The 23,226-nt window shown below is 46.3% G+C and carries 21 protein-coding genes; 8 read left to right on the plus strand and 13 right to left on the minus strand.

Going from position 1 to position 23,226, the window contains the following annotated elements; translation table 11 throughout:
* Both ACX0G9_RS18470 and ACX0G9_RS18475 read right to left on the minus strand, forming a co-directional pair.
* Positions 1–527: MFS transporter (locus ACX0G9_RS18470; RefSeq protein ID WP_459066426.1), on the minus strand; the 527-nt coding region annotated here is incomplete at its 3' end.
* A 32-nt stretch (positions 528–559) separates the two neighbouring features.
* Complete coding sequence (locus ACX0G9_RS18475) at positions 560–1,759, minus strand: MFS transporter (RefSeq protein WP_459066427.1); 1,200 nt, start codon at positions 1,757–1,759, stop codon at positions 560–562.
* Positions 1,760–1,890: 131 nt separating this feature from the next.
* Between ACX0G9_RS18475 and ACX0G9_RS18480 the strand changes: the two genes are divergently transcribed.
* On the plus strand, positions 1,891–2,322 hold the full coding sequence (locus ACX0G9_RS18480; protein ID WP_459066428.1) for a c-type cytochrome: 432 nt from the start codon (positions 1,891–1,893) through the stop codon (positions 2,320–2,322).
* Positions 2,323–2,468: 146 nt separating this feature from the next.
* Here the strand turns inward: ACX0G9_RS18480 and ACX0G9_RS18485 are convergent, their stop codons facing one another.
* A complete protein-coding gene (locus ACX0G9_RS18485) occupies positions 2,469–5,870 on the minus strand; it encodes a discoidin domain-containing protein (protein ID WP_459066429.1) in 3,402 nt (1,133 codons plus the stop codon).
* 501 nt (positions 5,871–6,371) lie between these two features.
* Here ACX0G9_RS18485 and gndA point away from each other — a divergent pair.
* Genes gndA through pgl form a run of 3 tightly spaced genes read left to right on the plus strand, consistent with a single transcriptional unit; the run spans position 6,372 to position 10,075 of the window.
* On the plus strand, positions 6,372–7,790 hold the full coding sequence (gene gndA / locus ACX0G9_RS18490; RefSeq protein WP_459066430.1) for an NADP-dependent phosphogluconate dehydrogenase: 1,419 nt from the start codon (positions 6,372–6,374) through the stop codon (positions 7,788–7,790).
* Between the two features lie 18 nt (positions 7,791–7,808).
* Entirely contained in the window at positions 7,809–9,314 is a 1,506-nt protein-coding gene (gene zwf / locus ACX0G9_RS18495; protein ID WP_459066431.1) for a glucose-6-phosphate dehydrogenase, read from the plus strand.
* Positions 9,315–9,343: 29 nt separating this feature from the next.
* The gene (pgl, locus tag ACX0G9_RS18500) at positions 9,344–10,075 is read left to right on the plus strand and encodes a 6-phosphogluconolactonase (RefSeq protein WP_459066432.1); all 732 of its coding nucleotides are present in this window, start codon (positions 9,344–9,346) and stop codon (positions 10,073–10,075) included.
* On the opposite strand, the gene ACX0G9_RS18505 is transcribed toward pgl, so the two are convergent.
* From ACX0G9_RS18505 to ACX0G9_RS18525, 5 genes are all read right to left on the minus strand, one after another.
* Entirely contained in the window at positions 10,070–10,387 is a 318-nt protein-coding gene (locus tag ACX0G9_RS18505) for a Dabb family protein (RefSeq protein WP_459066433.1), read from the minus strand. The genes pgl and ACX0G9_RS18505 overlap by 6 nt on opposite strands.
* Before the next feature lie 99 nt (positions 10,388–10,486).
* The gene (locus ACX0G9_RS18510) at positions 10,487–10,891 is read right to left on the minus strand and encodes a DUF2251 domain-containing protein (RefSeq protein ID WP_459066434.1); all 405 of its coding nucleotides are present in this window, start codon (positions 10,889–10,891) and stop codon (positions 10,487–10,489) included.
* 19 nt (positions 10,892–10,910) lie between these two features.
* Positions 10,911–12,092, minus strand: a complete 1,182-nt coding sequence (locus ACX0G9_RS18515; protein ID WP_459066435.1) for an N-acetylmuramoyl-L-alanine amidase — start codon at positions 12,090–12,092, stop codon at positions 10,911–10,913.
* Positions 12,093–12,240: 148 nt separating this feature from the next.
* The gene (locus ACX0G9_RS18520) at positions 12,241–14,034 is read right to left on the minus strand and encodes an acyl-CoA dehydrogenase family protein (RefSeq protein WP_459066436.1); all 1,794 of its coding nucleotides are present in this window, start codon (positions 14,032–14,034) and stop codon (positions 12,241–12,243) included.
* An 85-nt stretch (positions 14,035–14,119) separates the two neighbouring features.
* Positions 14,120–14,560 (minus strand): MarR family winged helix-turn-helix transcriptional regulator, encoded by a 441-nt coding sequence (locus tag ACX0G9_RS18525; protein WP_459066437.1) that lies wholly within the window; start codon positions 14,558–14,560, stop codon positions 14,120–14,122.
* 538 nt (positions 14,561–15,098) lie between these two features.
* On the opposite strand from ACX0G9_RS18525, the gene ACX0G9_RS18530 reads away from it, so the two are divergent.
* The 4 genes from ACX0G9_RS18530 (at position 15,099) to ACX0G9_RS18545 (ending at position 19,622) form a co-directional block, all read left to right on the plus strand.
* Complete coding sequence (locus ACX0G9_RS18530; protein WP_459066438.1) at positions 15,099–16,337, plus strand: SGNH/GDSL hydrolase family protein; 1,239 nt, start codon at positions 15,099–15,101, stop codon at positions 16,335–16,337.
* A 73-nt stretch (positions 16,338–16,410) separates the two neighbouring features.
* Positions 16,411–17,226, plus strand: coding sequence for an alpha/beta fold hydrolase (locus tag ACX0G9_RS18535; RefSeq protein ID WP_459066439.1), 816 nt, complete (start codon positions 16,411–16,413; stop codon positions 17,224–17,226).
* Between the two features lie 32 nt (positions 17,227–17,258).
* Positions 17,259–18,491, plus strand: coding sequence for a glycosyltransferase (locus ACX0G9_RS18540; protein ID WP_459066440.1), 1,233 nt, complete (start codon positions 17,259–17,261; stop codon positions 18,489–18,491).
* 3 nt (positions 18,492–18,494) lie between these two features.
* A complete protein-coding gene (locus ACX0G9_RS18545) occupies positions 18,495–19,622 on the plus strand; it encodes an ABC transporter permease (RefSeq protein WP_459066441.1) in 1,128 nt (375 codons plus the stop codon).
* Positions 19,623–19,651: 29 nt separating this feature from the next.
* Here ACX0G9_RS18545 and ACX0G9_RS18550 read toward each other — a convergent pair whose 3' ends face one another.
* The 5 genes from ACX0G9_RS18550 to ACX0G9_RS18570 all read right to left on the minus strand — a co-directional run bounded on the left by ACX0G9_RS18550 (position 19,652) and on the right by ACX0G9_RS18570 (position 23,177).
* The gene (locus ACX0G9_RS18550) at positions 19,652–20,062 is read right to left on the minus strand and encodes a hypothetical protein (RefSeq protein WP_459066442.1); all 411 of its coding nucleotides are present in this window, start codon (positions 20,060–20,062) and stop codon (positions 19,652–19,654) included.
* Positions 20,063–20,117: 55 nt separating this feature from the next.
* On the minus strand, positions 20,118–20,588 hold the full coding sequence (locus ACX0G9_RS18555) for an Lrp/AsnC ligand binding domain-containing protein (RefSeq protein WP_459066443.1): 471 nt from the start codon (positions 20,586–20,588) through the stop codon (positions 20,118–20,120).
* A 764-nt stretch (positions 20,589–21,352) separates the two neighbouring features.
* Positions 21,353–21,814, minus strand: coding sequence for a DinB family protein (locus ACX0G9_RS18560; protein ID WP_459066444.1), 462 nt, complete (start codon positions 21,812–21,814; stop codon positions 21,353–21,355).
* Between the two features lie 13 nt (positions 21,815–21,827).
* Positions 21,828–22,559: a hypothetical protein gene (locus ACX0G9_RS18565; RefSeq protein WP_459066445.1), complete on the minus strand. Its 732-nt coding sequence runs from the start codon at positions 22,557–22,559 to the stop codon at positions 21,828–21,830.
* Positions 22,560–22,640: 81 nt separating this feature from the next.
* On the minus strand, positions 22,641–23,177 hold the full coding sequence (locus ACX0G9_RS18570) for a Crp/Fnr family transcriptional regulator (RefSeq protein WP_459066446.1): 537 nt from the start codon (positions 23,175–23,177) through the stop codon (positions 22,641–22,643).
* Between the last annotated feature and the right edge of the window lie 49 nt (positions 23,178–23,226).

Below are 23,226 nucleotides of genomic sequence, written 5' to 3' on the forward strand. Positions count from 1 at the left end.
AGTAAGGTTAGGATTGCCGAAGCGATAAAGGGAACCCTCGGGCCAAATACCCCCAATTGACCGCCAAGGGCGGGGCCGATAATAAAACCTATTCCAAAAGCAGCACCCAGCATTCCAAAATTTTGCGCTCTTTTCTCCGGGGTACTGATATCGGCAATATAGGCGGATGCCGTTGTAAAACTGGCTCCTGTGATTCCCGCTATCACCCTTCCTACGAATAACCATCCGATCGTCGGCGCAAAAGCCAGGAACAGATAATCGATGCCAAAACCGAAAAGAGAGAACAATAATACCGGTCTGCGTCCATACCGGTCACTGAGATTACCCAGAACTGGCGCAAAAATAAACTGCATGAAAGCATAGGCGAATAACATCAGGCCCCCGTAACGGGCTGCATCACTCAGGCTGCCATGTATCAATTGCGAGATAAGTTTCGGCAAAACCGGGATTATGATACCAAACCCGATAAAATCGATCAAAACAGTCACGAAGATAAAACTTAGCGCTGCACGGCGGGAAGTAGACATAGTAGGCTTATATTAATTTTGGTCATTCATTTTTATGCTCCGACAACCGGAACGGGGGGTTTTTTATAGGTACCTGCATAGATCAGAAAAGCTGTCGCGGCGAGAATCATTCCGGTTATGCTCACTCCTGTCCAGGAGTGTTTGTCCCACACCAGCAGCCCGATAGCCGATCCAAGGGAAGTACCGGTAAAACTCGCTGTCATATATACGGTATTTAACCGGTTCCGTGCACCCGGAATTAATGCATAGACCCTGCTTTGATTGGATACGTGAATACACTGCATGGCCAAATCCAGTAGAATGATCCCGGCGATCATACCTGCAATAGAATACTCCCAAATGTAAAATATTACAAACGAAACGAACATCAGGACGATCCCATACCCGATGGCGATCCGTGGATTCCGTTTATCCGCCGATCCGCCGACCAGGGGCGCGGCGAGCGCACCTGCGGCAGCTGCCAGGCCGAATAAGCCGATCATATCGCTATGCAGGTGAAAAGGAGAACCGGATAAATGAAGAACCATGGTGGTCCAGAACATGCCAAAGGTGGAAAAGGCAAGGGCATTGATCATAGCGGCTTCCCGCAACAGGGGCTGCTCTTTGATCAGGGTAGTCAATGACCGCATGAGGGAAGCATAGGATCCTGAAAAGGAAGGTCTGCTTACCGGAAAGGTCAGGCGCATGATCAGCAATAAAGAAAAACTGATCCCCGCAGCCACCCAGAACATCCCTCTCCATCCCAGCCATACCCCCACGAACCCGCTAAGGGTCCTCGATAACAGGATACCGATCAATAATCCGCTCATGATAGCGCCAATCACCTTTCCAGTCCTGGAGGGTGATGCCAGGTGAGCAGCCATGGGCATGATCAGCTGCGGAACTACTGAGCAGGCTCCTATAAGGAGACTTGCCAGCTGAAGGCTAAGGAGATTGGGCGAGATCGCTGCCAGGATAAGGGCGGCAACCGCAAAAGCCGTCATCCAGATAATCTGGTTCTTCCGCTCCAGTTTATCTCCAAGCGGAACAAAGAACAAAAGTCCCAGGGCATACCCTGCCTGGGTAAAAAAGGCAATGCTGCCTACCTTACTTTCAGGAAGACCGAATTCTTTGCTGATCAATACAATTAACGGCTGACAATAGTAGATATTAGCAACGATCAATCCGGTACAGATAGCCATCACTATAATATGCCCTTTTTTTAACAGACCCGGGGGCTCATTTTGAAACATCCGGCAAAGTTAGGTATACCTTACGATTTGTAGATTAAGGAACAAATCTTTCCTTTTGTCAAAATACTGTCAAATTTTTAATGCATTTGTAGTACCCTTTTCCTAAATTGAGGCAATAAAAAATTACCTGCATGCTGTATTACAAAAAAATTTGCGTCGTATTAGGTTTAATCCTGTTTATGCTGATCGGGGTAGCAGCCACCCGTCCTGCTGACCGCCCAGCCGAAAACAGGCCAATTGAAAACAAGCACAAAAGAAATCTGAAAGTATTGCCCAAAGACATCAGTGATGATGACCTGGATAAAGTAATGGACCATTGGAAAGCAGCCCTGGGGGTAAAGTGCAGTTTTTGCCATGCTCCTTCCAAAGACACCGCTTCAAGACACCTGGATTTTTCCAGCGATGCCAAACCGGAGAAAGATATTGCCCGCCATATGTTCCGCATGACAGCTAAGATCAATAAAAAATATTTCAGTTTTAATAAGGATGATAAAGGGGCAATTATTCCTGCCGTATCCTGCACGACCTGTCATCGCGGGTCTGCCCATCCGGAAACAAACTAAGCCATAAGTTGCCATAAAAAAGAGGCCGGCCCGGTGAGAAATCACTGAGCCGGCTTCTTTATGTTGCTACGGTATCGCTTACTACAAACTAATCTTTTTAACTATTTTCCTTTTCTTCACTTTTCTTTTCATGAACTTATGACTGACTACTGCTTTAGCAGCTTCTGGACATAAACCTGTGTAGCAGTTTTTATTTGAACGATGTATATCCCTGCCGTCAGTTTGTCGCAGGAAACGACCACGGAAGACGTTCCGGAGCCATTTAGCATCCGAAGCACGTTTCTGCCGGAGACATCGAAGACACTTACTTCTTTCACCGGCTGTAGTCCTGCCACGACATTAAAGGAGGTGGAGGCAGGATTTGGAAATAACAAGGGGGCCGGTTGTTTGTCATACCGTATGAGGATGACCGGAGAATAGGCGAACCTGCCATCCAGATCCACTTGTTTCAGCCTGTAGAAATTAAGACCGGGATTAGGATTATGATCCTCTGCTGTATATTGCTGAGGAACTTCACTGTTTCCTGCTCCTTTCACCTCTGCAATGGTTCTGTAATACAGGCCGTCGGGATTTTTTCTTTCCACCTCAAAATGATCGTTGTTCTGCTCGGTTGCCGTAGCCCACTGCAGGGCAACATACTGATCATTGATATTCCTTCCGGTAAAACTGATCAGTTTAACGGGCAGAACCGTGGACTGTCCAAAATTATCCGCGGTAGCCGTGGATTTCAGCGTGTTATTATGGCTGGTAATGGCAAAGCCTGCATAAGTCGCGTTGGTCCCGGCGCCAAAACCCAGATCCACGGGAGATCCAACCGGCGTCCAGATATTGCTATTATCGTCAGGGGAAATGAATCCGCTGTAAACGGAACCGGCCTTGACCAATCTAATCTTATATGGCGCGGCAGGAGAAGAAAGGGTGTTAATAAAATTGGAAGTCGTACTTCCCGAAGTGACATTGCGGTATTGAAAGGTAGCCCCCAAACCGTTGGTCAACGCGATAAAGGCATTACGCGAATCCGGGGCAGTAGTTTCCCGGATCATGATACCCACTTTATTGGAAGGATCGCTATTATCCTGGCTGATAATTCTGGCATCGATAGCGTCGTCCCCTACCAGGGTGATATAGGCAAACCGGAACGCATCGGTATTTCCTCCGATATCGGCTCCTGACCCTTGTAAGGTAAAGGTTGGGACACTGTAACAGGCGGAACCTGCGATACCAATATTCCCGATATCCGAAGTTGTCCAACGGGTGGGAAGGGGGCCACATGGGACGGTACAGTCGGAGGTTGTAAAAGAGGAAGAAGAGGAATAGGCACTTTGCAGTCCTGCGCTACAAGAGGTCGCCACCTGGTATAAGTAATCCGTTCCACAGGAAAGAGCCGGCAGAGTAGCGGAATTACCCGTGCTTATTATAGTGGTCCAACTGGCATCGCTGACCGTTTTATATTGAATGGAGTACCCCGTTGCGCCAGAAACCGAAGGCCAGCTGATCGTGGCCCCTGTCTGAGTCAGGTTACTTACACTAAGACCGGCAGGCGGAAAACATGAGACGGTTGGAGTACCGTAAACTTCCATTTCTTTAATGGCATAGCCACTGGCAGTACCCGCTGTTATCCCCTGCATACGGACATACCGGCCTGAAGCATGAACATTAAGGGTATTATCAAGTGAACTATTTCCTGTGATGGCCTGAATGGTATTTGTCCAGGTGGCGGGATCATCGGAAACCTGGAGATTGTAATCCTTTCCGTAAGCGGCTCCCCAATGCAGGACAATCCGGCAAAGATCATATCTGGCTCCCAGATCGATATAAATGGTTTGCGTGGCAGTACTGGTGGTGGACCAGGAAGTATTAAGGTTGCCGTCGAAGGCATTAGCGGCAGATGCCTGGGCGATGGAAGCCGTGGCTGTTTTATTCAGGGCCACATTCGGAGAATTACAGGTATCCGCCCCGTTATTGGTCAGCCCGTAGACCATCAGCTGATTGGAAAATGTAGCAATATACACCCGTCCGTTAGCGATGGTTGGGCAAACGAACTTGGCATAAGTCGGGATTTTATCACTGGGATTGAGATTGGAATTCCAAAGTTCCTTGGTGACATCATTGGCATTGACCGCGCGCAGGATGGCCGGGCAAACCGACTGATTCGCATCGCAACCAAGGGGATGGCTGGCCCAGAGAATAGCCGTGGAATCCACTGCACCATTGGAAGAGACGGCCATCATAGCCCCACTGTTCCCGGTTGGTCCCTGCAGACCGCTGCTCACGATATTAACGGCATCCAGGTTGCCCAAACTATTTGTCCTGATTACCGGATAGGATTTAAGAGAAGTATTTTCCGACCAGGAGTACACAAATTCACGGGCGCTTCCTTTATAATAACCAAATGAAGAACGTAAATGCGCCCCGGCTCCAAGGTTGATCATTTGCAGATTTTGATTGGCGGCGGCATTATAGCCCCCCATATTGGTCCTGTCCGCCAGGTATAAATGGCCATCTTTACAGCCCGTCATGATCAGATTCGTCCCGGGGACCAGCAAGGTCTGTGTCACCCCGAAATCCAGATCGGATTGCTCGAGGGCTAAATAATTACTGGGGGTAAAAAAATCGGCGACAGTCAAGGTGCTGCCGGAGGGGGTAAGCTTCAGCAAACTTTCGCCCCGGTTCGTGAGATCTGACTGATTGCTTCCTACTCCCACCGTTCCATTTCCCGTGGACAGGTAAATATTACCAGCCGCATCGGCAGAAGGGGCCGCACCACTCATCCAGAGACCGCCTTCCATACCTTCCGGAGTATCGATATAGACTACTTTTTGTTGCAGGGTCGTCGCATCATATCCCAGGAGCCATCCATGATAAGGGCCCCAGTCACAATGGGAGGAGAATCCGATATATACGATACCATTCAGCAGCAACAGTCCGGGACGCTGATTTTGTTTTTGGGAATTAAACGTGATCACTCCACCTACATTGCCATCTCCGTGCCCATTGGCCGTAGCGGTAATTACCACAGGGCTGCCTGCTTTTTCTGCACCGGTAGTGATGTCCAATGCATGGAGGTATTGTTTGTAGATAGCGCCGGTCGTCGTCAGGCTCCGGGAGACCAAATAGATCGTACCCGTTGCTTTATTGATCACCGGCGTTCCGACGATCCCGATATTGCCGGAAAAATCCTTATAATTTCCGGAGCAGGCGCCGGACATATCCGTGTTTTTCGGGGGCCTTGTGCCGGTAGGAGAAAGATTGACCTTCCAGAAGGGAGAGGTCCGCAAACTATCCGCATCCAAAGCATAAACAGTATTATTGACGGTAGCCACAAAGAGCACGTCCCTTAACCCTACTCCCGGAATATTGACCTGCGATACGATCAGGGGTTGGGCATAGATCTGATCATCTACGGGATAGTTGAACAACAGGGCGAATGGCCCCGCCTTCACATTTTTTGTATTGAGTTTGGTTTCCTGGGCATTCCATCCCGTCCGGTTAAGATCGTTGTGCTGGGTCAGTACATCCACCTGGGACAAGGCAGACTTCGTATTCATTATAAAAAATAAAAAAAAGCACCCTAAGCTGAAAAGTACAAATTTCCGCATATGAGAGGATTAACCAATTATCAATAAATTAAAAAGGCGAAAGTTTTATTGGCAAACGATCTGTAAAGGGTACGTCAGGTGGTTTTGCTAAAATGAGGATAGTGGGTAAGTAAAAGGATAGTGGAGAGAGTAAGGTACGGTCTAGTGGAATTAAAGGATTGATCGTTCCAAAAAGACTCAATACTTATTCAGGGCGATAAATATACAAAAAAACTGACAACTAGGTATAAATTCAACCTGAATTAACCATAACCATATCAATCAGCTACAAAAAACAAGCCATTCATTCCGAATGGCCACATGTCTTTACGCCTGATATGCCATTTATTGATTTTTCTCTTTTTAAAGGGCTGTTTTTTTCATCCCTTCAAAAAATAGTACCATTTGGCTTTCAATGGATTTACCAATATTAAAATGCCTAATTTTGCCCCCGTCCAAACAACAATTCTCATGGCAAACAAATTATTTGATTTCGGTATGATCGGCCTCGGGGTTATGGGGCGCAATCTGCTGCTTAATATGGCCGATCACGGCTTTTCAGTAGTCGGCTTCGATAAGGATCCCCAGAAAACGGCTTCCCTGGAATCTTCCGCAACGGCCGGAACCACCGTAAAAGGCGTGAACACCCTGGCAGAGATGATCCGGCAATTGGAAAAACCCCGTAAACTGATGATGCTGGTCCCTGCCGGTAAACCGGTGGATGATGTGATCGGCGATCTCCTCCCATTACTGGATAAAGGGGATATCGTGATTGACGGAGGAAATTCGCATTATACAGACACTTTACGCAGGGTTACTTTCCTGGAGGAGAAAGGCTTTCATTTTATGGGCGTGGGTATCTCCGGCGGCGAACAAGGTGCAAGATCCGGCCCCAGCATCATGCCGGGTGGAGATCCTGCCGCATATCCTCATGTTCAGCCCATCCTGGAGGCGGTCGCAGCAAAAGTAAACGGCAGTCCCTGTGTAGCTCATCTGGGAAAAGGCGCGGCAGGCCATTATGTAAAAATGGTGCACAATGGGATAGAATATGCCATTATGCAACTGATCAGTGAAACCTATGACCTGCTCCACCGGGGATTAGGATTGGACAATGACGAACTCCATAAAGTTTATAAAACCTGGAATGAAGGTGAATTACAGTCCTTTTTAGTGGAAATTACCAAGGACATTTTTCTCAAACAGGACGAAAAGACTCCCAATCGCCTGGTAGATATGATCCTTGACAAAGCCGGATCCAAAGGAACCGGAAAATGGACCTCCCAGGATGCGATGGATCTCGGCGTTCCCATCCCGGTCATTGATATGGCCGTCTGTTCGCGCGAGCTGTCCGCTTTCAAAGACGAAAGGACACAGGCGGCAGGCCTTTATAAAACATCCACAGTGGACGTTCCCGTACCCAAAGAAGTATTTATCCAGCAGGTACATGACGCCCTCTATTTCGCGGTCATCGTTAGCTATGCCCAAGGCCTGGCCATGCTGCACGTAGCATCCAAAGAGCTGGATATGGAGATCCCCATGCCCGAAGTAGTAAGAGTATGGAGAGGCGGCTGTATTATCCGTTCTTCTTTGCTGGAAGTATTTTTTTCTGCCTATACTAAGAACTCTCAGCTCCCGAATTTGTTGTTAAATGGAGATATCGCACAATTGCTGCAAGCAAAAAAACAAAATATGCGCAATGTGATCATCCATGCCATCCATATGGGATATCCGGTTGCCGGCCTTATGGCTACATTAAGCTATTTCGATGGGTATCGAAGCGAGCGTCTTCCGACCAACCTGATCCAGGCTCAAAGGGATTATTTCGGGGCGCACACTTACCAACGTATCGACGAAGCAGGCGTATTTCACAGTGAATGGAGCCCTAAATAATTAAAGAAGTTACAGTTTATGCAAAACCACAAACGACCGCCCGCCTCCCTGATCTTTATTTTCGGAGGTAGTGGTGACTTAAATTTCAGAAAGCTTTCACCTGCCCTATATAATTTATTCATCGACGAGTGGATGCCGGAAAAATTTGGTATCGTCGGTATCGGCCGTAGTCCTTATAATGACGAGGATTACCGCAAACGCCTGCTCGACGGGATCAAACAGTTCAGCCGCCGGAAAGGGGAAGAGCCTAACGGTCACTGGGAAAATTTTTCCCAACACATCTCCTACCTGCAGATGGATGCAGAAAAAGATGCCAATTACGATAAGATCGCTGACATCATCAAGGCCAAAGAAACCGAGATGGGCGAACATCCCAATGTCATCTTTTACCTCTCGGTCGCACCCCAGCTGATGCCGGATATTGCCAAAAAATTAGGCGCACTAAAGACCTGCTCCGAAACGGCAACGACCCGGATCGTCATCGAAAAACCTTTTGGACACGACCTTGATAGTGCTCACGAGCTGAATCAGTTGTTGATGAGCATGTTCAAGGAAGAACAGATTTATCGTATCGATCACTATCTTGGTAAAGAGTCGGTGCAGAATATCCTTTCTCTCCGTTTTGCCAATGCCCTTTTCGAGCCCATCTGGAACCGGCACTACATCGAGTCCGTACAGATCACGGCGGCAGAAACGGTAGGGGTGGAAGGACGCGGTGGTTATTATGAAAGCTCCGGTGCCTTGCGGGACATGGTCCAGAACCATATCCTCCAGCTGATGTGTATGATCGCCATGGAAGCTCCGGTGTCCTTTGACGCCAATGAGATCCGGAATAAAAAAGTGGACGTGCTGAATGCCATCCGGAAGATCAATAAAGAGGATGTCAACCACTATGCTGTGCGTGGCCAATACGCCGAAGGTTGGATGAAAGGACAAAAAGTACCGGGTTACAAACAGGAAAAAAGTGTGAACCCCGGTTCTCCTGTCGAAACCTTTGCCGCCGTCAAATTTTACATTGACAACTGGCGCTGGCAGGACGTTCCCTTCTATGTCCGTACTGGCAAACGAATGAACCAGAAGACCACCAATATCACCATACAATTCAAGACAGCCCCCAGTTATGCCTTTCCGCCGGAAGCGTCGGATACCTGGCGGGCTAACCGGCTAACCATCAGCATTCAGCCCGAAATGGAAGTCCGCTTACGTTTCCAGGCCAAACGTCCAGGCCAATCTATGAACCTGGACCCGGTGGACATGGTCTTTAATTCTGATTCTACCCACGAACCGGAAGCCTACGAGACCTTGCTGCTGGATGTCATGGAAGGCAATCCCACTTTGTTTATGCGTGCCGATCAGGTAGAAGCCGCCTGGAAAATAGTCATGCCGATCCTGGAAACATGGGAAAGCCGCCCGCCGGTAGACTTTCCCAACTATACTCCGGATGCATGGGGACCGGAGGATGCAGAAGCGCTGATCGCAAGGGATGGTCATAACTGGATCACCCTTCCTCCGCAAACGACATAAAAAGCTGCAAGTCAGCAAACGATTTAACTATGCAATTACATATTTTTAATACCGGAGAGGCTCTCAGCGAAGCCGTTGCAGCATGGATAGCCGAAACGATCCGCGAAACCCTGCAAAAGCAGGACCGATTCACTATCGCTTTATCTGGCGGCAGTACACCCCAGCGTCTTCATAAGATTCTGGCAGCCTCTCCCTATAAAGAGCAGATAGATTGGTCAAAACTGCATATTTTCTGGGGAGACGAAAGAGACGTTCCATTTGAAGATAGCCGGAACAATGCAAAGATGGCCTATGACACGCTCCTGAATTTTGTTCCGGTGCCAGCGTCCCAGATACATGTAATGCGGACCGACATTCCTCCGGAAGAGTCCGCCCTTGAATATGAGAAAATATTGCACCAATATTTTACAACAGGCTCCTCCAGCTTCGATCTGGTATTATTAGGTATGGGAGATGACGGCCATACGTTGTCTCTTTTTCCGGGAACGGAAGTCGTTCACGAAGAAAAGGCCTGGGCTCATTCTTTTTTCCTGAAGGCGCAGGACATGTACCGGATCACACTGACTAAAACCATCGTGAACCTGGCCGCCAAAATTGCTTTTTTAACGACAGGAACGGGAAAAGCCCATGCCCTGAAAGAGGTCCTGAAAGGCGCCTATAACCCTGACCTGTATCCGTCACAGGAGATCAAACCGGTGACAGGAGAGCTGCACTGGTTCGTTGATGAAGCGGCAGCAGCCCAGCTACCTGCCGGGTCATAGATCCACCGAATCATAAACCATCACCTTGTCCCACAGCGGGGAACATTCCTCCACAAAACGGAGATGGATGGGGTCTGTCTGGTAACTATCCTGATCTGCTGCGGAATCGAATAATACGAGCCATGACAACGCATAGGAAGTATCGATGACACCCCGGTCGGTTCCTGCTGGTTGTCCGATATGAAACTGCCTGATGGTACTGACCTTGGCCAGTTTTTCCAACCCTGCAGTCAGGGCGGCCAGGTCTGATGTACTTCCCGGGCTCTTTAACCAGAAATAAACGTGATGGACGAAAATGTTGGAAAGAGACATGTTTGAGATTTCTTTGAACGGTTAACGATATTGATTACCTTATTTATTGTTGAATTATTTTTACGGCAATTCAGGAATTTACCGACACTCTTTCGCTTCTCAGAAAAGGCTCCGGATCAGCTCATCTGTCAGCTTTCGTTCGCCCTTTGTCCAGAACTCATTCGGAGGAGGGAATTCATTGATATTGTACCCGCCCTGAATGGCAAAATCAAAAATGGCATGGCAAAATCCATTGAGGACCAGCGCGCATTTTTTCCAATCCCTTGACCATACGATCACCAGATTGGAAGGCTCCCGGGGACTATCTTCCTCTGTTTCATAGATGTGCAAGGCATCCAATACCTTCAGACCTGGTCCTTCGGGATCTTTCTCTACGGCATAGAAATAAGCGGTTTCTCCATCGTCTTCAAACACTACCCCATAATTATTCTCCGGGGAGAAACTTTCCACAAAATGATCTTCACCCTTGGTAAAGCTTTGTTCCTGCATCAGGTATCCGTTCATTAGTTCAGTTTATTATTGTTCACTTCAGTTGTTTCAGCCAGTCCTGAATGCCCAGGTATATTTTCCGGGCGACCGCTTTTCGGAATACCGGACTCAGGATCTTCTTTTCATCGGCGGGGTTGCTTAGGAAGGCCACTTCGACCAGGACGTTCGGATAATCGGTCGGGCCGCTCAGGGAAAAATTAAAATTACCTACATTACCATATTCTTTAAGGCCCAGGGTCAGCATCTGATTAAGAATGGCCATACTTAACGGCCGGAAACCGATATAACGGTAATAAGTACTGGTCCCTTGCACAGTATCCGAATTGGCAGAATTAAGATGTATACTCACCAACAAGTGTGGATCGAATTGTTTTAGCATATCTATCCTCTCCGGCATAGAGAGGGAGGTGTCTTTTGTGCGGGTCAGGTAAACCTGTTTAACTCCTGCCTGCTGCAGGGTTTTCTGGAGTTCTTTCGCAAATAAAAGAGTAAGGGATTTTTCCGAAATATTACTCTTGCCTCCGCTGGCCCCGCTGTTGTCACCGCCGTGTCCCGCATCGATGGCAATCCTTAGCTTGTGAATATCCGGAAGGAGCGGTTGTCTTTTTACTTTTAAGATCAATACTTTCCCGGTGCTGTCATAAGCCAGGTCATGTCCCCAATGCTGGGCATGTTTTAATTCCACATAAACACGCAGCACATCATCCTCCACCTGTTCGTACCAGGTATTGCGGATCTCTTTGGCGCTGCGCAGCTGCGTGATCCAATTCGTATTACTTGTCACGCCGAATAAAGTCAGGACAATCCGGGAAGGGTTGATTAACTGGTAACTTTGATAGGGTAGGCGTTCATCGAGGTTAATATTTATATAATCGAATGCAGAATCCCCATAAACTTTCATGCTGGCGCTAAGATGGTTATTGTGCGGCACCTGAAGATCGGCATGTTTGCCGGAAAGAACAACGCTGCTTTTGGCAATATAAGCGGAGTGGGAGCCGGAAAGTTGAATTTTATACTCCGTATGAAAACTATCGATGATCTTCACCAGGATATTCGAATCCAGCATTCCCATTTTTGCCCCACCAAGTCTGTCTTCGCCGATCCCGTATAACAGGTAGGATCGTTTGCCCGTTGTACGTGCAAACCACACGCTATCCTGGGAAAATCCCGTATACACATCCAACAGCAGCAAAATACAAAGCGCTACTTTCCCCATTACTCAAATTTTTCTAAAGATACCCCTTTCCTGGAAATCCCTCGGCCTCCTTAAAGGGGAGTAATCAAACAAAAAGCCACCCGTAAACCCGGATGGCTTTTCTTCTATGTGTGACTCGCGGGTAAATTACCCTCCTGTCCTTCTCCAATTACAGGGGATATTTATTTTCACTGATCAGTTTAGCGGCAATTCTTCTTTTCGCTTCCTTACTATTGAAAGGATCGACTTTGGTAAACCGTTTTAATCCCAGCAACATCATTCGTTGTTCATCTCCTTCTGCAAAAGCATTGATCGCGTCTTTGCCGGATTTGTTGATATGATCGGCCGCATCGTATAAATAGGTCCGCATACTATCCAGTTCAAACTGGCTGGCCGCCTCTCCCCGTTGGTCCACCAGTTTTTGTGCACGTAGCAGTGCGCTTTCCGCTGCAAAGGTCTGTATGGCCATATCTGCAATATTCATCAGGATTTCCTGTTCCCCTTCTATCTTGGCCATAAGCTTTTGTACCGCACCGCCAGCTGTCATCAGAATTGCCTTTTTAAATTGCCGGATGGCTTTTTTCTCTTTTGCAAAAGGGCCATCTTCCTCGCTTCCAAAATCAGGGATACTCATCAATTCTTTGGATACGGCCATGGCCGGGCCCATAATATCCAGGCGTCCTTTCATGGCTCTTTTCAGAACCATGTCAACAGTCAGTAACCTGTTGATCTCGTTCGTTCCTTCATAGATCCGGTTGATCCGGCTATCCCGGTAGGCTTTTGAAATAATATATTCATCGCTGTACCCATTCCCTCCATGGATCTGTACGCCTTCATCGGCCACGAAATCCAAAGCTTCGCTGCCGAAGACCTTCAGGATGGCACATTCAATAGCATATTCCTCTGCTGCTGCAAGAACAGCTTCATTAAAGGGTTTGCCGGAGGCGGACAGTTCCGTTTCCTTATCATCAATCCATTTGGCAGTGCGATAAAGCGCACTCTCGCCTACCCAAATCTGGATGGCCATTTCAGCCAGTTTATTCTTTATGGCACCGAAATTTGCAATGGCCGTCTTAAATTGTTCCCGGGTATTTGCGTATTGGATGGTAGTGGTGAGTGCGCGTTTTGCTCCTCCTAAAGCGGCGGCACATAATTTCAGCCTGCCTATATTCAAAATATTAAATGCTATGATGTGCCCCTTCCCTATCTCTCCTAACAGATTTTCTGCCGGGACTTTGCAATCCTGGAAATAGAGCTGAACCGTAGAGGAGCCTTTAATGCCCATTTTATGTTCTTCCGGTCCCTGGGTGAACCCTTCGAATCCTCTTTCGACGATAAATGCGGAGAATTTGTCTCCGTCGATCTTTGCAAACACTGTATATATATCCGCAAAACCACCATTGGTGATCCAGCATTTTTGCCCGTTCAGCAAATAATATTTTCCGTCTGCAGATAATTTGGCGGTTGTTTTGGCGCCAAGGGCATCGCTGCCGCTGTTGGGTTCTGTCAGTCCGTAGGAACCTTTCCACTGCCCACTGGCCAGTTTGGGAATATATTTTTGTTTTTGTTCAGGCGTGCCAAAATAAAGGATCGGCAGGGTTCCGATTCCCGTGTGTGCGGAGACTGCTACAGAAAAAGAAAAGCCTCCTCCTAACCCTTCGTTAACGAGGGTAGCGGTTATAAAATCTTTTCCCAATCCACCATACTCTTCAGGAACAGCCGTACCCAGTAAACCCTGGTCGCCGGCTTTTTGTACCAGTGATGGCATCAGACCCGGTTCCAGTTTATCTATCCGGTCGATTATAGGGAGCACTTCCGCATCGAGAAAGGAAGCGCACATATCCTTTACCATCTGTTGCTCTTCGTTAAAATCTTCCGGGATAAAGGTCTCGAAAGGAGAACTTTCTTTTACCAGCCATTCAGCTCCTTTAAGGACCTGCTTTTTTTCAGTGGAGGCGCTCATAGAAAATTGTTTTGTGGTGAGATAATTTACTTATTTAATAGTTTGCTTTATCATTTTTCATGAACATTTATGCAGCAATAAGGGTTCATTTTAAATTATCATATACGACCTGAAGTACCTCCTTACAAATATCGATACGATCCGATGGTACACCCTCGAGGGCTTCGTTCAGGGTTTCCTCGGCAAGGGCCATGGTCTCCTCCTGGAGTTTTTGAGCTTGTTTAGTCAGGTAAATCAGGTTGATGCGGCGGTCATTTTCGGCAGGAACTCTTTTTACCAGTTGCAGTTTCTCCAGGTTATCCACCAATCTGGTAATGCTGGGCTTGTCCCTGAAGGTTGCATTACATAACTCCTGCTGACTTTTTCCGTCTTCCTTCCATAAATGATATAACACACTCCATTGCTCAATGGTTATCTTCAACCCCGCATTATTGAATTTCTTTTGCAGGTTCCGGGCAATGGCCGTACTGGCCTTACCTGTAATAAAGCTATAGAGCTCTCCTTTTTTAAATTGGTTGTTTGGCATATAGTTAGTTAAACAACTAAATAAAAATACGAATTTTTTCTCATCTCCGCGAATATTAGAAAAAAAGTCCTCTGTGCGCAAAAAAGAGTAAATTCGTAAAGAACGTCCATCTGATAAATCTCCATTAGAAAGTTCTATTTCCGGCTATCCATTCAGGCTGAATGGCAACCGACTTCCGCTCCCACCCCAATATCGCTATTCATTTATCCTTACCGGTAATTTTGCTTCCGTCTCCTGTTTCCGGCATTCCTTTGCTCCGTACTCCTTCCTCCGCCCCCATTGACTCCGCATCCCCATGCCCGGTTCCCCATGGTCCACCCTGTCCGCTCTGTCGTTGAGGGCCAGAGGTTCCCTATGCCTTTTTCCAAATCTCATCTAAAACCGCCTTCCCTACCATCGGGCATTATTCCATTTTCCATCAGAATAGGCGATCTACGACTCTGTTCTGGTACAGGAAAAGATGGCTTTACTGCATTGACCTTATCCTTACTCCTTTGATTTCCCGTCTTTTTATTGTTAACCATTATATTTTTTACCTATGCGTAAATTACTTACAATGGCGGTATGCTGCCTCGCCATGTCTTTTCCAGGCAGAGCTCAGAAAATTGTCGGCATCGGTTCTTCTACATTAGCCGGGCAAGGCTCCGGCGATGATAGTGCCTGGTTTAAACTCATAATAGCCTATTATGTAGGTCTTGGATACCCTGTAACCGGCGTTAACCGGGGGCAGTCCCGCCTGACAACCTTTAATGGTATGCCTTCGAGCTTTCTTACTCCGGAGAGTCATTCGCCTCCTGGTCCCGACAGCCCCTTTCTGGATCATAATGTTACCTATGCCATGAGCTTGAATCCGGATTTGGTCCTTATCTCTTATCCGAATAATGACTTTATCTTCAATTTTACGCTAACTCAATACCTTTCCAATCTTCGAACAATTTATGACTCCGTGGTGATTCAGGGAAAGGTAGCCTATATTACTTCGCCCCAACCCCGTAACGATATCGGTACAGCCGCCAGGCTTTTGTTGAAACAGGCCTTTGACTCTGTCATGGCGGAGTTTGGGCCGCATGCCCTGGATTTCTGGACTCCACTGGTGGACGGTAATACCAGCAGCCCGGGACTTCGGTTGGCCTTGACGGGGGACGGGATCCATCCGAATGACGACGGTCACTGGCTGCTTTTCCAGGTAGTAAAAACCGCTAATATTTTGGGGATCATCCTTCCGCTTTCCCTGACCGGTTTTACAGCGGAGCAGCAGCAGCAAAACGTTCTGGTCCGCTGGACCGCCATAAATAATGGCCCCCCTGGAAATCCCGGATATTTCGACATTCAAAGAAGTTCGGACGGGTCGGTCTTTGAAAACATCCATCAACAAAAAGAACAAAATAGCGCCTTTTCGATGGACTATTCCTGGACGGATGCCCATCCGCTGGAAGGAAAGAGCTTTTACCGGCTAAAGATGACCGAAGATGGAAAAGAAACCTATTCCAAGGTGGTCAGTTTGACAAACCAGTCCAGGGCATTTAGCCTCGCTAAATTATACGGGTCTGATGGCAGTTCTCCGCTCGTTGCCGAAATAAACATATGGAAAGATCAAACGGTTTTTGTAACTATAACCAACGCAGCAGGGCTTCTGGTCAGCCTACAATCTTATCCTGTCCTTTCACCATCAACAAAAATCCCGGTTCCGGTTTCTCAATTGGCAGCAGGGCAATATTTTTTAAGGGTCGCAGCAGCCAGTGGGGATGTTGAAACAAGGCCATTTTTAAAATTCTGAAAACCCGTACGGATCAACAAGCCGGTATCCATATCGATAAGAGGTTGTAGATTTAACCCCGAAAGATTATCTGATGCATACCGGCTTTCTTTTTATTGGCGCCTCCCGTATACGTTATTGTTCCTGGGGAACTGGGAATAAAGTATTGCTTTGTTTTCACGGATACGGGGAGTCTGCGGAATCCTTTACCATTCTGGAGGAGTCGCTTGCTCCTGATTTTACGGTGTTTGCCATTGATCTTCCCTTTCATGGAGGGACAGATTGGAAGGAGGGGCTTTATTTTGATCCGGAAACCCTTGTGGAGCTGGTAACTAAAATGGTTGCCGACCATAATGGGCCGGCAGGCGGCTGGCATTTACTGGGCTATAGCATGGGGGGCAGGGTTGCGCTTGATCTTTTGGGAAAGATCCCCGAAAAAATTGAAAAACTGGTATTGCTGGCACCGGATGGTCTAAAGGTAAACGGATGGTATTGGCTGGCCACCCAAAGCCGTCCAGGTAATTGGTTGTTCAGAAAGACCATGCAATATCCCGGTTGGTTCTTTTTTATTCTTCGTCTTGCCGACAAATTAAAATTTGTCAATCAGAGCGTTTATAAATTTACGATCCGGTATATCGGGCAACGACAGGTGCGGGAGGAACTCTACCAACGCTGGACAACCATGCGGGACTTCAGGCCCGATATTCCTTCCCTCCGCGCCCTTATCCGTGAAAAAAATATTCCTGTCCGTCTTATGTATGGAAGGTATGACCGTATCATCCTTTGGGAAAGAGGGCAAAAATTTATTGAGGGCATCGAACCCTTTTGTGAATTGGTTATTCTGGACTGCGGTCATCAACTGTTAGAGCGTAAAAATAAGGACGCCTTGGTTTCATTGCTAAAGGAGTAGTTATATTTACCGGAATATTTACCAATCCAACGATGATGTTCCTTTTTGTTTCCATATCCTTGTTCCTTTTTATCCTGTATGGGATCCTGATAGAATATTACCGAAGAGCCTGGAATGCGCTTCCCTTGTATGATCAGGGTAATAAAGCAGGTAATCAGGAAAGATACCACAGGGCCAAAGATTCACGGGTTGAGGATTCCTATACATTCAGCACGAAAATATCCGTTCTGGTACCGGCCCGTAATGAAGAAAAGAACATTCAAGCCTGTTTGCTGTCCTTATCCCAACAAAACTATCCTAAAAATCTTTACGAGGTTATAATAATCGACGACCATTCTACAGACAAAACATGGGAGCTGTCCACTTCTTTTTATCATCCGGAACTATCCAAAACGGGCCTGCGGCTGGCAGATCAGGAACGCGGAAAAGAACCTGTCCGGGCGCATAAAAAATGGGCAATAGAAGCGGGGATCCGGGTGGCAATGGGAGAGTTGATCGTAACAACGGATGCCGATTGCCGGTTTGAGCCTGGCTGGTTGCAGGCGATTGCCGGTTTTTATGAAAAGACAGGGGCCAGGTTCATAGCTGCTCCTGTTAGGATCGAGGGCAAAGAAGACACCGGAAAGGCGGGTAAAAGGCCTTCCTTTTTGACGATTTTCCAGACCCTTGACTTTATTACGCTGCAGGGAATCACAGGTGCGGCAGTCTATAAAAAATTTCATTCCATGTGCAATGGAGCCAATCTGGCCTATGCGAAAAATGCTTTTTACGAGGTCGAAGGGTTCAGGGGTATCGATAACATACCGTCGGGAGACGATATGTTACTGATGCATAAGATTTTTAAAAAATATCCGGGGCAGGTGTTTTTCTTAAAGAACCGGGAGGCCATTGTAACAACGAATCCGGAAACAAGATGGGACGGATTCGTCAATCAGCGCATCCGGTGGGCGAGTAAAGCGGATCAGTATGACGATAAACGTATCTTTTGGGTATTGTTCCTGGTCTACCTGATAAACCTGCTTTTTGCAGGATTGTTATTGGCCTCCTTTTGGAACATCTTGTATTTAGGTTTATTTGTAGTCCTGCTGATCGTAAAAACATTCGTAGAATACCCATTTGTACGTTCCGTTGCCGGTTTTTTCGGCCAGCAGCGTCTGCTTCCTTATTTCCCTGTCTTACAACCATTTCACATATTTTACACTATTATAATCGGCTGGCTTGGTAAATTTGGCAGCTATCGCTGGAAGGAGCGAAAAGTAGAATAAACAATGAATCATTCCGATCCTCAAGATGATCCTCAAAATCCGTCTCCCGGCAAACAGATTTGGCACCGTTTGCGCCGGAATAAAGGGGCCATATTTGGACTGGTCATAATTGGACTGGCTCTTTTTGTGGCTTTGTCTGCTTATTATATCGCTCCGGACCCGACTCCGGATGCAAACCGGATGATTGTGGAGATCGGGGGTCGCCAGCCAGGATTTTCGCAACAGTTCCTGCTGATAAAAAAGGAGAAAAAAAGGGATCCGGTTTCTTTTGGCAAACGCCTGATTTCCGGGAAGGAAGACGAATACACCTATATTCCCATCAATGGTTATTCCAAACAGGGGGACAGCCTGATCATACAGAAATTCGTGGATGAAGGGGTGGAAGAAAGATTGAGCTTTCCTGTAGCAATCCCGTCCTTATCGCACGGTACCGAAAAATCCTCATTCTATATTCATCGCAGGACATTCTGGCTGGGAACAGATAATTATGGCCGCGACATTTTAAGCCGCCTGATTGTCGGGGTAAGGGTAAGTCTGGCGGTGGGATTGATCACCGTTCTTATTTCTTTAAGTATTGGAGTGCTTTTAGGGGCGCTTGCCGGGTATTTCCGCGGCCGAGTGGATGAGGTCATTATGTGGCTGATCAATGTCATCTGGAGTATTCCAACCCTGTTATTGGTGTTTGCGATCACATTGATGCTGGGGAAAGGGTTTTGGCAGGTATTCATAGCCATTGGCCTTACTTTATGGGTGAATGTGGCCAGGATCATCAGGGGACAGGTTCTGGGAGTAAGAGAAAAAGAATTTGTGGAAGCGGCCAGGGCCTTGGGCTATTCCCATAGCCGTATCCTTTTTCGGCATATTTTACCCAATGTCATGGGGCCGGTATTGGTCGTAGCCGCCTCCAATTTTGCCTCCGCTATTGTAATTGAGGCGGGATTAAGTTTCCTCGGTATTGGCGTACAGCCGCCTCAGCCAAGCTGGGGATTGATGATCAAGGAGAATTATAATTTCATCATTACGCATAATCCTGCGCTGGCCCTGGCTCCCGGAATTGCTATCATGCTACTGGTATTGGCCTTCAATCTTTTGGGAAATGGACTAAGGGATGCTTTGAATGTAAGGGTGTGATTTATTCCTTTATTTTCCTACTTTTTTATTCACTTTAAAGAATACCGGTACGAACCTGTCCAGGTATTCGTAGGCGTAGAAAGTGAGGTTACTTTTATGGTTACCACTGAAACCGTCGCTGGCGGAGTGTTGGCGATCGAAAAATCATTGGAAGCCTGGGTAGAATTTACAGTGTTGGTATAAAAGGTGGTTGAACTGCCATCGGGGGCGGCGGAAATGGCAATTTTAACACCTTTGCCAGGCATTGCGGACGTAATTTTAACGTTTAGATTAAATGGGCCGGGCGAAGGGGTCTGGACGGTTCCTGAGGCGGGGGTGGTAGTTACGGTCAGGGCTGCTTCAGGAGTACTTTTACTGCCGCCGCAGCTGGTTATAAAAATTAAAAGAAGTAGGGTCCCAATCGTAAAAAAGAGGTTGTTCAAATGGAAGGATCGTTTCATAAAAAATAGACTTATGTTCTGTTGAATAGGGTTAACGCTAAGGTAGTATTATTTATTATTCCTTAAAGACCTGTACGTTGCGGGTAAAACTTTCATCAAGGGAAATAAAGGTCTCCGTGCGTTCAATCCCTTTTATTTTTTGCAATTCATCGTGCAGAACAAATCGTAACTGGTTGATGTCTTTACAGGCGATCTCCGCAAACATACTGTAATTCCCCGTGGTATAATTGAGCCGTACGATTTCAGGGATCTTCTGTAATTCTTTTGCTACGCTGTCATATAAAGAGCTCTTTTCCAGGTAGATCCCTATAAAAGCAATGACATCATAACCCAATTGCTTGAGATCTACATGTAATTTTGTACCTTTAACAACCGATAACTCCTGCAATTTTTTAATCCGGACATGTATAGTCCCTCCTGAAACAAATAGTTTTTTCCCTAATTCAGCATAAGAGATTTCGGCATTCTCCATCATTTCATGAATAATCTGAAGGTCTAATTTGTCGAGATTCAATTTTAAAGCCATCTTGAATAACGTTTTTAAATTTTATCTATATTAAAATGCAAATATTTAAATAATTTTGAAAATATAAAAATTTTTGTTCGAAAAAAGACAAAAATATAGCCCTTTTGTTTAATTTTACACCGAATCGTTCTTTTTTAAGAGACTCTATACTGTGGGATGATGAAATTTTGGCAGACATGCCCTCTTGTCTCGGGGGTGGAGATCACGGGATAAACATAGTGTAATGCCGGATTTGGCGCAAGCCCGATTCGACTGGGGTTGACCACCACACATTGCGCTACGGCTAACCGCTCCGTGGAGGTTCGAGTCCTTCTCCTACAGCAGATAGGATTTCCGGTAAACGGCGATCCTTTCCGGTTTTTATTGTGGAGTGATGAAATTTGGCAGACATGCCCTCTTGTCTCGGGGGTGGGGGTTTGGGATAAACATAGTGTAATGCCGGGCCCGACTCAAATCGGGTTCGACTGGGGTTGACCACCACACATTGCGCTACGGCTAACTACCCCGTGGAGGTTCGACTCCTCCCTCTACAGCAGATTAATGGATGTCCCCGCCCCCAAGGCGGGGCATTTTTGTTTTGGAGTGGTTGCCGGGCATGCCCACCCAATGTGCATAGACCCATATATCGATTTTAGTTTTTGACATATTACTTTTTCCCGAGCAATGTTAAATCCTGCAGTTTTCTTCCATATTCATCATCCGCCGCAAGTTTTAAAAAATCATCCTGCAAACCTAAGACCCTTAGCGTAATCCTCTCTCTACAGCTATTTAAGACCCGATCTCTTTAAAGCCATAATAACACCTGAGTGCAATCCCTCATGAAATGCGAGAAATGCTATGGCGTCATCAATGGTGGCCAGGCTAACGCCGTTTTTCGTTACCCAGGTGGTATAATTATCAAATAGTTGTTTGTTGTAGTCTGTTTCTAATTGATCCAAAGTAATAATTAGCAATAGTTTTATAGATACTATTTCGTCGTCGCTGATAATACCTTTGGGTTTTGCCCCCGCCTTAAACCGCTCCCAAAAATCATCACTGATCATTATCGGCAAGCCGGCTTTTTTGTAACATACTCCCTGTTGCACGGCAATCATATGGCCCAGGTTCCAGATAATGTTGTTGTTAAATCCTTTGGCAGTTTGATTAAGTTGTTCGTTGGTGAGGTCTTTTAATTGTTCCAGGAGGATAGAGCGCATAATTCTGATCTCGCCTGTTTGACTGATCATGGTTCCCAATTTATTACTTAGCTTTTATTTGCTGTAATTTCCTGAAAATAGTGGCGTGTAAAAACAATATGGTAGCCGGGGCAAATACAGGGAACCACACAAACGGGAACATTGTCATTTCCATATCTTTCCGTTCAACAGTGACCAGGGCGTTTTTTGAGCCTAAGGCAACGATAACAAGCAGCGTAAAAATGTCTAATGCTCCAAGGATATTCCAGGCATAAGCCACCTTTAGATTTCCAGGCTTCCCTTTTGAAACCATTCTCGCTACAGGTATTGCGAGGATCGCCGTAATAATATCCCCCATCCCGGCCGAAAACGCCAAATCCCCGGGGAGCAAGTGGTAGAAGTAAAGAAGTAGAAAGAACACGCCTAATAACCTAAATACATGCAAGGCGATTAAGGATTCCAATTTAATTGACCGAAGTAATTTCTTGAATAGTTTTGTATTCCCGACAATTACAAATAGTACAATGATTAAGGGAATAGCCGTAAATACCATTACTCTTGGCGGTAGTGAGACGACGTAAAAGACACCATTCAAAGCCAATATTGAAGCATAAGCAAGGTAAAGAATATAAAAACCAAAAATGCCGAGTTGGATATTTTTCGCACTGTCCGGAGTCATACCCGCATCAAGAGCAGCCTGTTTTACCGGATTGGCGATAAAGGCAATAGAATACAAGAACGCTGCGATAAATAGTACTATAACCCATAAAGGCATACTTGATATGTAACTTGCCATTTGTTTGTCGATTAGATGATAGTACAAAGTAAGATCAAATATCTTGCCTCGCGCTTAGCAAATGGCAAGAAATCGGGTTGGCTATTTTTTTATAAATTCCTTTCTTATCCTGCTCAGCGAGGTATCAGTGATGCCCAGGTAGGTCGCAATGTATTTTAAAGGTGCATGTTGAAGGATTTCAGGGTTAACATAGACCAGGTCACCATAACGCTGCTCTGCTGTTTGCTGCAGCATTGACAACATCCTTTGTTGCAGGATACCGTATTGATTAATGATGTTTAGCCGGCCAAATTCACGAAACTCCGGAATTGTGTGGAAACTTTCCTGCATGTCGTCGTAAGTGATATACCAGGTTTGGCAATCTGTCAATGCCTGAATATTTTCTTTTGAAGGTATCCTTTTAAAAAACGATAAAAGATCGCTGGCGAACATTCGTTTTGAACAGAATGCTGTCGTTACATCCTTTCCTTCAAGATCATAAATGTACGATCTAACAATGCCTTCCTCAATAAAATGCGACTCGCTGCAAACAGATCCTTCTTTTAATAAATACTCGTTCCTGAGAGTTTTCCTCCACTTAAATTTCTCTGCTATCTGTTCGGCCTTGGCATTGCTCATTGGCAACGCACTTTGAAAAAGCTGAATTAAATTATCCTTACTCATCTTT

This window comes from Flavitalea flava (genome assembly GCF_054461575.1).

Bases quoted from the DNA above. Each gene is read 5' to 3' on its own strand.
- ACX0G9_RS18520 (WP_459066436.1), bottom strand. From the start codon at position 14,034: ATGAGCGCCTCCACTGAAAAAAAGCAGGTCCTTAAAGGAGCTGAATGG.
- ACX0G9_RS18550 (WP_459066442.1), bottom strand. From the start codon at position 20,062: ATGAAACGATCCTTCCATTTGAACAACCTCTTTTTTACGATTGGGACC.
- ACX0G9_RS18535 (WP_459066439.1), top strand. From the start codon at position 16,411: ATGCATACCGGCTTTCTTTTTATTGGCGCCTCCCGTATACGTTATTGT.
- ACX0G9_RS18505 (WP_459066433.1), bottom strand. From the start codon at position 10,387: ATGTCTCTTTCCAACATTTTCGTCCATCACGTTTATTTCTGGTTAAAG.
- ACX0G9_RS18540 (WP_459066440.1), top strand. From the start codon at position 17,259: ATGATGTTCCTTTTTGTTTCCATATCCTTGTTCCTTTTTATCCTGTAT.
- ACX0G9_RS18545 (WP_459066441.1), top strand. From the start codon at position 18,495: ATGAATCATTCCGATCCTCAAGATGATCCTCAAAATCCGTCTCCCGGC.
- pgl (WP_459066432.1), top strand. From the start codon at position 9,344: ATGCAATTACATATTTTTAATACCGGAGAGGCTCTCAGCGAAGCCGTT.
- gndA (WP_459066430.1), top strand. From the start codon at position 6,372: ATGGCAAACAAATTATTTGATTTCGGTATGATCGGCCTCGGGGTTATG.
- ACX0G9_RS18515 (WP_459066435.1), bottom strand. From the start codon at position 12,092: ATGGGGAAAGTAGCGCTTTGTATTTTGCTGCTGTTGGATGTGTATACG.
- ACX0G9_RS18510 (WP_459066434.1), bottom strand. From the start codon at position 10,891: ATGAACGGATACCTGATGCAGGAACAAAGCTTTACCAAGGGTGAAGAT.
- ACX0G9_RS18525 (WP_459066437.1), bottom strand. From the start codon at position 14,560: ATGCCAAACAACCAATTTAAAAAAGGAGAGCTCTATAGCTTTATTACA.
- ACX0G9_RS18555 (WP_459066443.1), bottom strand. From the start codon at position 20,588: ATGGCTTTAAAATTGAATCTCGACAAATTAGACCTTCAGATTATTCAT.
- ACX0G9_RS18560 (WP_459066444.1), bottom strand. From the start codon at position 21,814: ATGATCAGTCAAACAGGCGAGATCAGAATTATGCGCTCTATCCTCCTG.
- ACX0G9_RS18480 (WP_459066428.1), top strand. From the start codon at position 1,891: ATGCTGTATTACAAAAAAATTTGCGTCGTATTAGGTTTAATCCTGTTT.
- ACX0G9_RS18475 (WP_459066427.1), bottom strand. From the start codon at position 1,759: ATGTTTCAAAATGAGCCCCCGGGTCTGTTAAAAAAAGGGCATATTATA.
- ACX0G9_RS18565 (WP_459066445.1), bottom strand. From the start codon at position 22,559: ATGGCAAGTTACATATCAAGTATGCCTTTATGGGTTATAGTACTATTT.
- ACX0G9_RS18570 (WP_459066446.1), bottom strand. From the start codon at position 23,177: ATGAGCAATGCCAAGGCCGAACAGATAGCAGAGAAATTTAAGTGGAGG.
- zwf (WP_459066431.1), top strand. From the start codon at position 7,809: ATGCAAAACCACAAACGACCGCCCGCCTCCCTGATCTTTATTTTCGGA.
- ACX0G9_RS18530 (WP_459066438.1), top strand. From the start codon at position 15,099: ATGCGTAAATTACTTACAATGGCGGTATGCTGCCTCGCCATGTCTTTT.
- ACX0G9_RS18485 (WP_459066429.1), bottom strand. From the start codon at position 5,870: ATGAATACGAAGTCTGCCTTGTCCCAGGTGGATGTACTGACCCAGCAC.